This is a genomic window from Plasticicumulans sp., from assembly GCF_035331805.1.
Classification (GTDB): domain Bacteria; phylum Pseudomonadota; class Gammaproteobacteria; order Competibacterales; family Competibacteraceae; genus Plasticicumulans.
Window position 1 is genome coordinate 1 of sequence record NZ_DAOLKE010000005.1, and the last position, 12,309, is coordinate 12,309.

General features: G+C 68.1%; 13 protein-coding genes and 1 pseudogene. 10 read left to right on the forward strand and 4 right to left on the reverse strand.

All coding sequences use genetic code 11. The features are described from left to right. Positions 1-333, reverse strand: a pseudogene (locus PKE44_RS01025) (hypothetical protein); the annotation flags it as partial. Between the two features lie 143 nt (positions 334-476). On the opposite strand from PKE44_RS01025, the gene rdgB reads away from it, so the two are divergent. Beyond that, a complete protein-coding gene (gene rdgB, locus PKE44_RS01030; protein WP_324547798.1) occupies positions 477-1,097 on the forward strand; it encodes an RdgB/HAM1 family non-canonical purine NTP pyrophosphatase in 621 nt (206 codons plus the stop codon). Here the strand turns inward: rdgB and PKE44_RS01035 are convergent. Continuing rightward, positions 1,094-1,696: a hypothetical protein gene (locus PKE44_RS01035; RefSeq protein ID WP_324547799.1), complete on the reverse strand. Its 603-nt coding sequence runs from the start codon at positions 1,694-1,696 to the stop codon at positions 1,094-1,096. The genes rdgB and PKE44_RS01035 overlap by 4 nt on opposite strands. Positions 1,697-1,897: 201 nt before the next feature. On the opposite strand from PKE44_RS01035, the gene hemW reads away from it, so the two are divergent. The 4 genes from hemW to PKE44_RS01055 all read left to right on the forward strand — a co-directional run bounded on the left by hemW (position 1,898) and on the right by PKE44_RS01055 (position 5,361). Then, positions 1,898-3,061: a radical SAM family heme chaperone HemW gene (gene hemW / locus PKE44_RS01040; RefSeq protein WP_324547800.1), complete on the forward strand. Its 1,164-nt coding sequence runs from the start codon at positions 1,898-1,900 to the stop codon at positions 3,059-3,061. Positions 3,062-3,074: 13 nt separating this feature from the next. After that, positions 3,075-3,263, forward strand: a complete 189-nt coding sequence (locus tag PKE44_RS01045) for a CPXCG motif-containing cysteine-rich protein (protein ID WP_324547801.1) — start codon at positions 3,075-3,077, stop codon at positions 3,261-3,263. A 1-nt stretch (position 3,264) separates the two neighbouring features. After that, complete coding sequence (locus PKE44_RS01050) at positions 3,265-3,534, forward strand: transcriptional antiterminator, Rof (RefSeq protein WP_324547802.1); 270 nt, start codon at positions 3,265-3,267, stop codon at positions 3,532-3,534. Between the two features lie 102 nt (positions 3,535-3,636). After that, on the forward strand, positions 3,637-5,361 hold the full coding sequence (locus PKE44_RS01055; protein WP_324547803.1) for a hypothetical protein: 1,725 nt from the start codon (positions 3,637-3,639) through the stop codon (positions 5,359-5,361). A gap of 24 nt (positions 5,362-5,385) precedes the next feature. Here the strand turns inward: PKE44_RS01055 and rimO are convergent, their stop codons facing one another. After that, positions 5,386-6,705 (reverse strand): 30S ribosomal protein S12 methylthiotransferase RimO, encoded by a 1,320-nt coding sequence (rimO, locus tag PKE44_RS01060; RefSeq protein ID WP_324547804.1) that lies wholly within the window; start codon positions 6,703-6,705, stop codon positions 5,386-5,388. Between the two features lie 219 nt (positions 6,706-6,924). On the opposite strand from rimO, the gene PKE44_RS01065 reads away from it, so the two are divergent. Both PKE44_RS01065 and PKE44_RS01070 read left to right on the forward strand, forming a co-directional pair. Further along, positions 6,925-7,167 (forward strand): type B 50S ribosomal protein L31, encoded by a 243-nt coding sequence (locus tag PKE44_RS01065; protein ID WP_324547805.1) that lies wholly within the window; start codon positions 6,925-6,927, stop codon positions 7,165-7,167. 428 nt (positions 7,168-7,595) lie between these two features. Further along, positions 7,596-8,885: a citrate synthase gene (locus PKE44_RS01070; RefSeq protein ID WP_324547806.1), complete on the forward strand. Its 1,290-nt coding sequence runs from the start codon at positions 7,596-7,598 to the stop codon at positions 8,883-8,885. Between the two features lie 166 nt (positions 8,886-9,051). Here PKE44_RS01070 and PKE44_RS01075 read toward each other — a convergent pair whose 3' ends face one another. Next, entirely contained in the window at positions 9,052-9,606 is a 555-nt protein-coding gene (locus tag PKE44_RS01075) for an adenylate kinase (RefSeq protein WP_324547807.1), read from the reverse strand. 443 nt (positions 9,607-10,049) lie between these two features. Between PKE44_RS01075 and ppa the strand changes: the two genes are divergently transcribed. From ppa to rnd, 3 genes are all read left to right on the forward strand, one after another. Then, positions 10,050-10,583, forward strand: coding sequence for an inorganic diphosphatase (gene ppa, locus PKE44_RS01080; RefSeq protein ID WP_324547808.1), 534 nt, complete (start codon positions 10,050-10,052; stop codon positions 10,581-10,583). Positions 10,584-10,654: 71 nt separating this feature from the next. Next, positions 10,655-11,137 (forward strand): cyclic pyranopterin monophosphate synthase MoaC, encoded by a 483-nt coding sequence (gene moaC, locus PKE44_RS01085; RefSeq protein ID WP_324547809.1) that lies wholly within the window; start codon positions 10,655-10,657, stop codon positions 11,135-11,137. Between the two features lies 1 nt (position 11,138). After that, positions 11,139-12,296 carry a ribonuclease D gene (gene rnd / locus PKE44_RS01090; RefSeq protein ID WP_324547810.1) on the forward strand — a complete coding sequence of 386 codons (1,158 nt, stop codon included), beginning with the start codon at positions 11,139-11,141 and terminating at the stop codon, positions 12,294-12,296. Positions 12,297-12,309: the final 13 nt, after the last annotated feature.

A 12,309-nucleotide genomic window follows, 5' to 3' on the forward strand; every position in this document is an offset into this window, starting at 1 on the left:
ACCGACCGGCCCGACCACCGTGGCCAGCAGTTCGAGCGCGCGCTCGCGCGCGGCGTCGAGCGTCAGCGGCGTGTCCGCCGGCACGAGCGGCGCGTCGTCGCCGGCCGCGGTCATCGCCGTGCCGGCCAGGTAGCCGCGGCTGTGCAGGTCATCGATCAGCGTGCCGATGTCCGGGCCGAACAGACCGCCGTAGCGCTCGACGGTGCCGGCGACGCTGGTGTGCCCGTCCACGAGCAGCAGCAGGCGGCGCAGGCGGGGGGTGAGCTGACGGGTGCGATCGCGGATTTCGGTCTGTGCGAGACCGGTCCGGCTCAGGATGACATCGGGGTGCATGGCGGGCGGCCCTCGGTCTGATCGGTCTGTCTGAAGCCGTGCTGCCCGGTTATTTTTTCCGTGTCCCGGGCAGCCGGATCATGAACCGGCCGCTGCAATGCAACAAGCCGAGCGAAACCCTGATTCAGAACGAGGAAATTCCGATGAACGATGTACCGTCCGGACCGCGCCGCGTCGTGCTCGCGACCGGTAACGCCGGCAAGGTGCGCGAGCTGGCCGCCTGCCTCGCCGATCTCGGCTGCGAAGTCCTGCCGCAGTCGCGCTTCGGTGTGCCCGAAGCCGAGGAGACCGGGCTGAGCTTCGTCGAGAACGCGATCCTGAAGGCGCGCAACGCCGCCGCACACACCGGCCTGCCGGCGATCGCCGATGACTCCGGCATCGAGGTCGACGCGCTCGACGGGGCGCCGGGCATCTATTCGGCGCGCTTCGCCGGGCCGGGCGCCGATGACGCCGCCAACAACGCCCGGCTGCTGGCGGAGCTGGCCGGCGTGCCCCCGGCACGACGCAGCGCGCGCTACCGCTGCGTGCTGGTGTATCTGCGCCACGCCCGCGACCCGATGCCGCTGATCTGCGCCGGCACCTGGGAAGGCACGGTGCTCAGCGCGGCGCGCGGCAGCGGCGGCTTCGGCTACGACCCGCTGTTCCAGCCCGCCGACTGCACGGTGACGGCCGCCGAACTGGCGCTCGCCGACAAGAACCGGCTGAGCCACCGCGGCCGCGCGCTGGCGGCGCTGCACGCGGCGCTGGCGGCAGGCGCACGTTAGGGCGGCAGGGTCTGCGGCATCGCGCTGACCGATGGCGCCTCGGTGATCGACAGCATCAGCGGTTCGAGCTGCTTCCAGACCTGCTCGGCCTGGCGCTTCGGCATCAGCTTCGGCAGCACGTCGCGCAGCTCGTCGAGTTCGGCGCGCAGCTCGCCGGCCGAGCGCGTCTGCTCGATGCGCGCGGCACGCTTGCCGCCGACCGGGCCGAGCGCGCCGAGCACGACGTAGCGGGCGAAGCCCTTGGCCTTGTCGAGGTTGAACTCCGCAAACTGCGGGATCACGGCCTCGACCGGCCCGGGGAGCGGGGAGGCATCGAGGGCGGCCGGCTTCAGGGCCGGTGCAGCGCCCGGTGCCGGGGCCGCGCGCGCCGATGCCGCACCGGCCGGCGCCAGAAACCCTTCGCTCAGCAGGCTTTCGAGCTGGGCTTCCAGATCGCTGCCGAGGGCGGCGAGCCGCTCGAGCATCTCGGCGACCGTCATGCGGCCGTCGACCATGATCAGCACGCGCCGGCGTTTCGGCGCCAGGCCATGGACCTTGTTCTGGATTTCATCGAGTCCCTTGACGGTTTTCAGCAAAACCATCGACTTGTCCATGCTCATGCCGCGAGTCCTCCTCCGCTTGCCCCGTATGTCCCTTGATAGGTGCCGATCCGGCGTCCCTGGGGGTCCGGTTCACTGCGCGCTGCCGGTGCGCGGCTTCCGGATTCTGGTAATGAAAAGTTTCAAATCATGACAAAGCCCGGCGCCAGGAACAAATGCGGCGCCGTGATTCCGTTTCGTCCGTCACCCGGGCCCTACGCCATGCCGAACTTCACCGCCCCGATCCCGCTCGCCGTATACGTGCATCTGCCGTGGTGCGTGCGCAAGTGCCCGTACTGCGACTTCAACTCGCACGCCGCGACCGGCCCGCTGCCGGAAGCCGCCTACGTCGATGCGCTGCTGGCCGACCTCGAACACGAACTGCCGGGCGTCTGGGGGCGGCGTGTCGATACCGTATTCATCGGCGGCGGCACGCCGAGCCTGTTCTCGCCCGAAGCGATCGAGCGCCTGCTCGCCGGCCTGCGCGCGCGCCTGCCGCTGCGCCCGGATGCCGAGATCACGCTCGAAGCCAATCCGGGCTCGGTCGAGGCCGGGCGCTACGCGGAACTGCGCGCCGCCGGCATCACGCGGCTGTCGATCGGCGTGCAGAGCTTCGATGACGACCAGCTCGGCCGGCTCGGGCGCATCCACGGCCGGCGCGAGGCGATGCGCGCCGCCGAGGCCGCACACGCCGCGGGCTATCCCGACGGCTTCAACCTCGATCTGATGTACGGCCTGGAGCAGCAGACGCCGGCCACGGCGCTCGCCGATCTTGCGATCGCGATCGATCTGGAGCCGGCACACCTGTCGCACTACCAGCTGACGCTGGAGCCGAACACGCTGTTCCACGCCCGGCCCCCGGTGCTGCCCGATGACGACACGGTCGCCGACATCGAGGCCGCCTGCCGCGCGCGCCTCGAAGCCCGCGGCTACGAGCGTTATGAAATCTCCGCCTACGCGCAGCCCGGCCGCCGCTGCCGGCACAACCTGAACTACTGGGAGTTCGGCGACTACCTCGGCCTCGGTGCCGGTGCCCACGGCAAGCGCACCGACCCGCACGCCGGCGAGATCCGCCGCACGCGCAAGGCCCGCAACCCGCGCGATTACCTGGAAACCGCCCCGCGCGGCACGGCCGGCCACGAGGAAACCGTGCCGGAAGCCGAGCTGCCGTTCGAGTTCCTGCTGAACGCGCTGCGCCTGATCGACGGTGTGCCGGCGCCGCTGTATGCCGAACGCACCGGGCTTGCGCTCGAAGCGCTCGAAGCGCCGCTGGCGACGGCGCGCGCGCGCGGCCTGCTCGAAGCCGATCCACAGCGCCTGCGCGCCAGCGCGCACGGCCTACAATTCGTGAACGATCTGCTGCAGCTGTTCATGACCCCGCGCTGAAGGGACTGCACCGATGCTCGAATCCTGGTTCGTCGACTGTCCGTGGTGCGGGGAAGGCTTCGAGGCGGACATCGACACCTCCGCCGGCGATGCCGAATACGTCGAGGACTGCCGGGTCTGCTGCGCACCGGTCGTGTTCCGCATCCGCGTCGCTGCCGACGGCTCGCTGCTCGCCGTCGAAACCCTGCGCGAGGGCGACTGACATGCACATCGACATCGATGACGCCGACCCGGCCGCCGACCCGTATGTGCCGATCGACTGCGAGCTCTACAGCCGCTACGAGCTGGCGATCATGCACCGGCGCACGCTGCGGCTGGTCTGGCGCGACGAGGCCGGCGGCACGCACCTCGAAACCGTGCTGCCCTGCGACCTGCAGACGCGCATGCACCAGGAATTCCTGCTCGCCGAAACCCTGGACGGCGAACCGCGCTGCCTGCGGCTGGACCGCATCCGCCACGTCGACTTCCTGTAGCCCCGCGGCCGGCCCGGACGCCGGCGGTGCGCTTGCACGCGGCCGGCGGCTTCCCGGATAGTGCCGCCCCGCCCCGCTCCGGGGCCTGCCGGGGGATCGTCCGTGGGTCTGTTCATCCTGTCGCGGCGCGAGCGCCCCGATCCGCTGCAGCCGGCATGGCTGGCCGCGCACCGGCGCCACGGCTTCCGCGAGCCGCTGCGCCTCACGGCCGGCGACTGGCGGCTCGACCTGTTCGGGGCGCTGAACGGCCTCGGCCCGCAACTCGTGCAGCGCGACAACGGCGACTTCGCCGCCTGCACCGGGGTGTTCTTTTACCGGGGGGCGCGCGGCACGGCCGGCCTCGAATCCCTGCTCGATGACTTCGATGGCGAGCGCTTTCCGTGGTCCGGCAGCCGCGGCCATTTCGCGGTGATCGTCTGCAAGGCCGGGCGGATGTTCCTCGCCACCGACGCGCTCGGCGGCTACAAGGTCTACCACGACGGCGGACGCACGCTGCTGTCGAGCAGCTTCACGGCCCTGCGCGCGAATCTCGCGCAGGCGACGCCCGATGCCCAGGGCGCCTGGGAATACGCCTGGAACGGCGCGACCTACGGCACCCGGACCTTCATCCGCGAGATCCGCCAGCTGCGCCGCGGCAGCCTGCTCACCCTCGGACCGCAGGCGGAAATCAGCGCCGAATACCGGCTGCCGGCCGCTGATGCACCGCAGCACGCCTCGATCGACGAGGCCGCCGAGGACTACGCCGCGCGGCTGCGCGCGCTGTTTCGCGTCTACGCGGCCGGCGGCGGGCGCTTCCGCACCGCGCTCTCCGGGGGCTATGACTCGCGGCTGATGCTGGCGCTGCTGCTCGATGCCGGGCTGGATCCGCAGGTCTACGTCTACGGCCGCGCCGGGGACGACGACGTGCGCGTCGCCAAGGCCATCGCCGCCGGCGAAGGCCTCGCGCTCGAACACGTCGACAAGTCGCAGACCGCACCGCCGCCCTCGGCCGGCCACACCGAGCGCGCCTGGGTGCGCTTCGACGGCTGGAAGAACGACGGCCTGTTCGACAGCGGCGTCGATGCCGAGGACCGCCTGCTGCGCGTGCCGGGCGATGTCTCGGTGCTGAACGGCTCGGCCGGCGAGGTGTTCCGCAACTTCTTCTACCTGCCCGACCGGCGCTACCGGGCGCGCGACGTGGTCTGGTCGTTCTACTCGCGCCACGACCCGCAGGCGATGACCGGCGCCTTCGATGCCGAAGCCTACGACACGGCGATGAGCGCCGACCTGCTGGCGGCGATCGGGACGACGGCGCCCGACGACCAGGCGCTCACCCGCGCCGACATCGAGGCGCTGTATCCGCTGCACCGGGCGCGCTACTGGACCGCGCGTGATGTCGGCCTGAACCAGCGCTTCGGGCCGCTGCTGTTCCCGTATCTGGAGCCGGCCGTGTTCAGCGGCACCGAGCGCGAGCCGATCGCGTGGAAGGACTACGGACGGCTGGAGGCGAAGATCATCGAGCGCGTGCATCCGGCGCTCGCGCGCTATCCGAGCGCCTACGGCTTCGTGCCGGCCGACGGCCCGGATCTCCGCTACCGGCTGAAGATGCAGCTGACCTTCCTGCGCCCGACCTGGCTGCGCCGCTACAGCTACCGGCTGCAGCAGCGCGGCCCGCTGCCGCCGCGCCCGGTCTGGCTCGGGGATGCCGCGCTCAGCGCCGCCGGCCTCGATCCGGCGCTGCCGCACATGCGCGCGCTGTTCGTGCCGGAAAGGCTTCGCGATGCCGAGGTGTTCAACCGCGTCTGCACGATGGAACTCGCGCTCGCCGGCCAGCCGCTGCCCGGCTGAGGCCGCAGCGGGCGGGCATGGGCGTCAGAGCAGTTCGGCGTACAGGTCGTGCTCGTCGGCATCGATGATGCGCACGCGCACGCGCTGGCCCGGCCGGCAGTGGCTGCTGTCCTCGATCGCGACGATGCCGTCGATCTCCGGCGCCTCGGCGGCGCTGCGTCCGACCGCACGGCCATCCTCGGCGTAGCCGTCGATCAGCAGCTCGCACTCGCTGCCGATGCGCTGTTCGAGCTTCGCGGCGCTGATGCCGGCCTGCACTTCCATGAAGCGCGCCAGCCGCTCCTGCTTCAGCGCCTCGGGCACTGCGCCGTCGAGCGCATTGGCCGGAGCCCCCTCGACCGGCGAATACGCGAAGCAGCCGACCCGATCGAGTTCGGCCTCTTCGAGGAAGTCGAGCAGGCGCTCGAAGTCGTCATCGGTCTCGCCCGGGAAGCCGACGATGAAGGTGCTGCGCAGCGTGAGTTCCGGGCACTGCTCGCGCCAGCGGCGGATGCGCGCCAGCGTGCCGTCGATGTCGCCGGGCCGCTTCATGGCCTTCAGCACGCGCGGGCTCGCGTGCTGCAGCGGCACGTCGAGGTAGGGCAGGATCTTGCCTTCCGCCATCAGCGGGATCACGTCATCGACGCTCGGGTACGGATAGACGTAGTGCAGCCGCACCCAGACGCCGAGCGTGCCGAGCGCCTCGGCGAGCGCGCTCATCTGCGTCTTCACCGGCCGCCCGCCCCAGAAGCCGGTGCGGTAGCGCACGTCGACGCCGTAGGCACTGGTGTCCTGCGAGATCACCAGCAGCTCCTGCACGCCGGCGCGCACGAGGTTCTCGGCCTCCAGCAGCACGTCGCCGACCGGGCGGCTGACCAGATCGCCGCGCATCTGCGGGATGATGCAGAACGTGCAGCGATGGTTGCAGCCTTCGGAAATCTTCAGGTAGGCGTAATGGCGCGGCGTCAGCTTGATGCCGGCCGGCGGCACGAGATCCAGAAACGGATCGTGCGGCTTCGGCAGATGTTCATGCACCGCCCCCATGACTTCTTCGAGCGCATGCGGGCCGGTCACCGCCAGCACCTTCGGATGCACCTCGGTGATGCGCTCGGGCCGGGCGCCGAGGCAGCCGGTGACGATGACGCGACCGTTCTCGGTCAGCGCCTCGCCGATCGCATCGAGCGACTCCTCGATCGCGGCATCGATGAAACCGCAGGTGTTGACGACGACCAGATCGGAGCCGCGATAGTCGGGCGAGATCGCGTAGCCCTCGGCCCGCAGCCGGGTCAGGATCTGTTCGGAATCGACGAGCGCCTTCGGGCAGCCGAGGCTGACGAAGCCGACCCGGGGTTCGGTGTTGGCCATTTTTTCTTTCCGGTAAAGCGGTTACGGACGCCGCGCAAGCGCGCGGCTTATACCGGAGCCTGCCGGTGGCGGCAAGCCCCGGCCGGCGGCGATGCTTGCGTGCCCGGCACGATTTGCTTATCGTACCGCCCCTTTGTCGCCCCCGACGGGGTGCACGGCTTCCCGGACCGGCGCGTGCCCGCGTCGTCCACCGGCTCACGCACGCAAGGTTTGACGTTCATGAAGAAAGGCATCCACCCCGAATACCGCGAAGTGGTGTTCCAGGACCTGTCGGCGGACTTCTCGTTCCTGACCCGCTCGACGATCCGGACCAAGGACAAGATCACCTGGACCGACGGCAAGGAATATCCGCTGGTCAAGGTCGAAGTCTCCAGCGCCTCGCACCCGTTCTATACCGGCAAGCAGAAGATCGTCGACACCGCCGGCCGCGTCGACCGCTTCCGCCGCAAGTACGGCCTGTAAGCGCAGGAAATCCTGCGGCATCCGGAAAAAGGCATCCTCGCGATGCCTTTTTTCTTGCCTTCCGCCGGCCGGCGGAATCCGGCGAGAGCCTATAAAAAAACTGATATTTCAAATACATGGATCCAGCATTGCGGTTTTCGCAATGAGGCATCGAAAGGCCGGGACAGGATGTGACGCTTCGGTTTATGATCCCGCCCCGCCCGGATCCCGGGGCGTGGCATGCCAGCTGAAATGGGGGTCCGGTCCGCATCCGCCAGCGACGTTCACCCGTGCGCTGCGTGATGCGACCGGATGCGGAGTCGTCCGGTCCGGGGCCATCGGCCTCGGGACCTCCCGAACTCCGCGGCAGCCGGCATGCAGGAAGTCGCCCGACAGGGCCGGGCCTTGCAGCATCTCCCGCACTGAATCCGAATAATGGAGGTAGCCGAATGTCCAACGCGACCGTCACCCTGAAGGACAATGCGTCCGGCAAGACCGTCGACATGCCGATCTACACCCCCACGCACGGTGACCCCGTCGTGGACATCGGCGCCCTCAACAAGGAATTCGGTTACTTCACGTACGATCCGGGCTTCGTGTCGACCGCCTCGTGCAAGAGCGCGATCACCTACCTCGACGGCGACAAGGGTGAACTGCTGTACCGCGGCCACCCGATCGAGCAGCTTGCCGAGCAGTGCACGCACCTCGAAGTCAGCTACCTGCTGCTCAACGGCGAACTGCCGACCGCCGAGCAGCTGAAGAACTTCGAGTACACGATCAGCCATCACACGCTGATCAAGGACAACCTGCTGAAGTTCTTCGACGGCTTCAACTACGACGCGCACCCGATGGCGATGCTGACCGGCGTCGTCGGCTCGCTCGCCGGCTTCTATCACGACAACCTGAACATCCTCGATCCGGAGCACCGCAAGATCACGGCGCACCGCCTGATCGCGAAGCTGCCGACCATCGCCGCGGCCTGCTACAAGCACAACATCCAGCAGCCGTTCATGTATCCGCGCAACGACCTGTCGTACTGCGGAAACCTGCTGCACATGATGTTCTCGACTCCCTGCGAGGAGTTCGAGATCGATCCGGTCGCCGAGAAGGCGCTCGACGTGCTGTTCATCCTGCACGCCGATCACGAGCAGAACGCCTCGACCTCGACCGTGCGTCTGGCCGGCTCGTCCGATGCCAACCCCTACGCTGCGATCGCCGCCGGCATCGCCTGTCTGTGGGGTCCGGCGCATGGCGGCGCCAACGAGGCCGTGCTGCGCATGCTCGACCAGATCGGTGACGTGTCGAACATCGACAAGTTCGTCGCGAAGGCCAAGGACAAGAGCGATCCGTTCAAGCTGATGGGCTTCGGTCACCGCGTCTACAAGAACTTCGACCCGCGCGCGAAGATCATCAAGGGCATCTGCCACCAGGTCCTGTCCAAGTACGGCAATGATCCGCGCATGGAACTGGCGATGCGTCTTGAGGAAATCGCGCTGAAGGACGAATACTTCGTCGAACGCAAGCTGTATCCGAACGTCGACTTCTACTCGGGCATCATTTACAAGGCGCTCGGCATTCCGGTCGAAATGTTCACGCCGATGTTCGCGATCGCGCGCACGGTCGGCTGGATTTCGCACTGGATGGAAATGATCTCCGATCCGTCCAAGAAGATCGGCCGTCCGCGCCAGTTGTACATCGGCGCCGCCAAGCGCGACGTGCCGGCCATCAGCGCCCGCTGATCGTCCACGCAAGCCTGCACGAAAAGGCGATCCGTTCGCGGATCGCCTTTTTTATTTGCCGGCGCGCCGGGCGGATTCAGCCGATCCTCCTGACACGCGGACATGAAAAACCCCGCCGGCGCCGGGGCGCGGGCGGGGTCACCGGACTCCGGGTCCGGGAACGGAATCAGCGGTGCGCGTCGAGAACGTCGAAGATGCGCTGCGAAATCTCGTCAACGCTGCCGACACCCTTGACGGTCTTCAGCTTGCCGGTGCCTTCGTAATAGGAGATCAGCGGCGCGGTCTGCTCTTCGTAGACGGCCAGGCGCTTGCGGATGGTGTCCTCGTTGTCGTCGGCACGGCCGCGCGACAGCAGGCGCTTGGTGATCTCGTCGAAGTCGACGTCGAAGAACAGCGTGCAGTCGAGCGGCTTTTCGAGCTTCGCGAGCATCGCGTCGAGCGCTTCGGCCTGAGCCAGCGTGCGCGGGAAGCCGTCGAGCAGGAAGCCGGCCGACAAGCCCTTGTTCATGCGCTCCTCGATCATGCCGAGCACGATCTCGTCGGATACCAGCCCACCGGCATCCATGATCGCCTTGGCCTTCTTGCCGAGTTCGGTGCCGGCCGCGACTTCGGCCCGCAGCAGGTCGCCGGTCGAGACATGGGTGATGCCATAGCGCGCAACGATGTTCTCCGCCTGCGTGCCCTTGCCCGAGCCGGGTGCCCCCAACAACACGATTCTCATAGCGGTATTCCCATCCTGATCTTGCATGTCGGCGGCTCTTGCGGCCGCGGAAGGATAATCGGCGTCCGGACCGGCCGGCGCCGTTAACATCTTGATTTGTTCGAAAACATACTTTCCTCTGTTTCTCCCCGGCTTGTCAACGCAAAACCGCCTGCGGAACCGGCTGCACGCCCGCTTGCGGCACTGCACAAGCTTGTTGCCGCATGCGGAGGACATTGCCGGTCAGCCTGCACAATCAATCCCTTGCAACCGCCAGGCCGGGCAAACCCCCTGAAATTCCTTTCCTGTCCTATTTTGTCATCCGAAACCCCGTGTGCAGCAGTCTGCCCCGCATTTCCGCGCGCCGGCGACGCAACATGCCTGGGCCCGCCTGACTTCGCATCGCCGCCGTGATAGGCTGCGCGCTTCCGTCCAACCGGATATTCCTGCAGGGGGAAAAGCACATGATTCTGGACCGAGTGACCGCAGGCCGTGACCTGCCGAACGATTTCAACGTCATCATCGAGATTCCGGCCAACGCCGACCCGGTCAAGTACGAAGTCGACAAGGAGACCGGTGCGCTGTTCGTGGATCGCTTCATGAACGTGGCGATGCACTACCCGTGCAATTACGGCTACATCCCGAACACGCTGTGCGGCGACGGTGATCCGCTCGACGTGCTGGTCGTGACGCCGTTCCCGCTGGTCTCGGGCTGCGTCGTGCGCTGCCGTCCGCTCGGCCTGCTGCGCATGTCCGACGAAGGCGGCCAGGACTCCAAGCTGGTCGCGGTGCCGATCAAGAAGCAGTGCACCCTCTACGAGAACGTCGAGAAGATCGAGGATCTGCCGGAAGTCACGCTGAAGCAGATCGCGCACTTCTTCGAGCACTACAAGGATCTCGACAAGGGCAAGTGGGTCAAGGTCGACGGCTGGGGTTCGCTGGACGCAGCGCAGGCCGAGATCGCCGACAGCGTCCGGCTGTACAACGAAGCCAAGTAATCCCCGCCCGATCCTCTCGTTCCGCGCCGGGGCCGGCCGTCGCCGGCTCCGGTGCCTTCCCGCCGGATGCCATGAGCGAATTCACGCACTTCAACGCGGCGGGGGCTGCGCACATGGTCGATGTCGGCACCAAGCCCGACACGCACCGCGTCGCGATCGCCGAAGGCCGCATCACGATGCACGCCGGCACGCTCGCGAAGATCCTTGCTGGCGACCACCGCAAGGGTGACGTGCTCGGCATCGCGCGCATCGCCGGCATCATGGGCGCCAAGCGCACCGCCGACCTGATCCCGCTATGCCACCCGATCGCGCTGACCCGGGTCGACATCGAGTTCGACACGCAGACGATCCCGGATGCCGTCCTCTGCCGGGCCACCGCCGAAACCGTCGGTCCGACCGGCGTCGAGATGGAAGCCCTGACCGCCGTGCAGACGGCACTCGCGACCATCTACGACATGTGCAAGGCCGTCGACCGCGGCATGTGCATCGAAGCCGTGCGCCTGCTGGAGAAACGGGGTGGCCGCTCCGGCCACTGGCAGCGCAGCGCGGACTGACATGAGCGCTGCGGACTGGCTGTACGTCGACACCGCCCCCGAACTCGAAGCCCTGGTGGCGCGGCTGCAAGGCAGCCCGTGGCTTGCGCTCGATACCGAATTCATCCGCGAACGCACTTATTACCCGCAACTCTGCCTGCTCCAGGTCGCCACACCCGGACTGATCGCCTGTGTCGATCCGCTGGCGCTGCCGGACATCGGCCCGCTGCTCGACGTGCTGTACGATCCGGCGACGGTGAAGGTCCTGCATGCGGCGTCGCAGGATCTCGAAATCTTCTATCACCTGCGCGGCGCGGTGCCGCAGCCGGTGTTCGACACGCAGATCGCCGCCAGCCTGCTCGGCCACGGCGAGCAGGCCGGCTACGGCACCCTGGTCGAAAGCCTGCTGTCGATCACGCTCGACAAGTCGCAGAGCCGTACCGACTGGGCGCAGCGCCCGCTCGACGCCACCCAGCTTGCCTATGCGGCCGATGACGTGCGCCACCTGCGCAGCGTCTACGGCCTGCTGCTCGACGAACTCGCCCGACTCGGTCGCCGGGACTGGCTGGAGCAGGATTTCATCGATCTCTGCCGCAGCGATCGCTACGCGCCCAATCCGCCCGAAGCCTGGCGCCGGATCAAGGGCGCCCGCATGCTGCGCGGCGTGCAGCTCGCGGTGCTGGCCCGGCTCGCCGAATGGCGCGAACAGCAGGCGATGGCGAGCGACCGGCCACGCAAATGGATCGCCGCCGACGACCTGCTACTCGATCTGGCCCGCGTGCAGCCGCGCGACGAGGCCCAGCTCGGCAAGTTGCGCACGCTCGAAGCCGCGACCGCCCGGCGTCACGGCGCCACCCTGCTGGCGCTGGTTGCCGAAGCCCGGGCGCAGCCGAAGGAATCCTGGCCGCAGCTGCCGCAGCGCCGGCAGCTCGCCGCCGAACAGGAAGCCCTGGTGGACGCAATGATGGCGATCGTGCGGCTGCGCGGCCTGCAGAAAGGCGTCAGCACCGCGCAGCTCGCCGCGCGGCGCGAACTCGAACAACTGGTCGAAGGCGAGCGCGACCTGCCGCTGCTGCACGGCTGGCGGGCCGGTGTCGCCGGCCGGGAAGTGCTGGATCTGCTCGAAGGCCGGCTGGCGCTGGCGGTCCGGGACGGCCAGTTGCTCACCTTCGATCGCTGAGCGCGAAATCTTC

Bases quoted from the DNA above. Each gene is read 5' to 3' on its own strand.
- PKE44_RS01035 (WP_324547799.1), bottom strand. From the start codon at position 1,696: ATGAGCATGGACAAGTCGATGGTTTTGCTGAAAACCGTCAAGGGACTC.
- PKE44_RS01050 (WP_324547802.1), top strand. From the start codon at position 3,265: ATGCACATCGACATCGATGACGCCGACCCGGCCGCCGACCCGTATGTG.
- rnd (WP_324547810.1), top strand. From the start codon at position 11,139: ATGAGCGCTGCGGACTGGCTGTACGTCGACACCGCCCCCGAACTCGAA.
- moaC (WP_324547809.1), top strand. From the start codon at position 10,655: ATGAGCGAATTCACGCACTTCAACGCGGCGGGGGCTGCGCACATGGTC.
- PKE44_RS01045 (WP_324547801.1), top strand. From the start codon at position 3,075: ATGCTCGAATCCTGGTTCGTCGACTGTCCGTGGTGCGGGGAAGGCTTC.
- PKE44_RS01070 (WP_324547806.1), top strand. From the start codon at position 7,596: ATGTCCAACGCGACCGTCACCCTGAAGGACAATGCGTCCGGCAAGACC.
- ppa (WP_324547808.1), top strand. From the start codon at position 10,050: ATGATTCTGGACCGAGTGACCGCAGGCCGTGACCTGCCGAACGATTTC.
- PKE44_RS01065 (WP_324547805.1), top strand. From the start codon at position 6,925: ATGAAGAAAGGCATCCACCCCGAATACCGCGAAGTGGTGTTCCAGGAC.
- rimO (WP_324547804.1), bottom strand. From the start codon at position 6,705: ATGGCCAACACCGAACCCCGGGTCGGCTTCGTCAGCCTCGGCTGCCCG.
- PKE44_RS01075 (WP_324547807.1), bottom strand. From the start codon at position 9,606: ATGAGAATCGTGTTGTTGGGGGCACCCGGCTCGGGCAAGGGCACGCAG.
- rdgB (WP_324547798.1), top strand. From the start codon at position 477: ATGAACGATGTACCGTCCGGACCGCGCCGCGTCGTGCTCGCGACCGGT.
- hemW (WP_324547800.1), top strand. From the start codon at position 1,898: ATGCCGAACTTCACCGCCCCGATCCCGCTCGCCGTATACGTGCATCTG.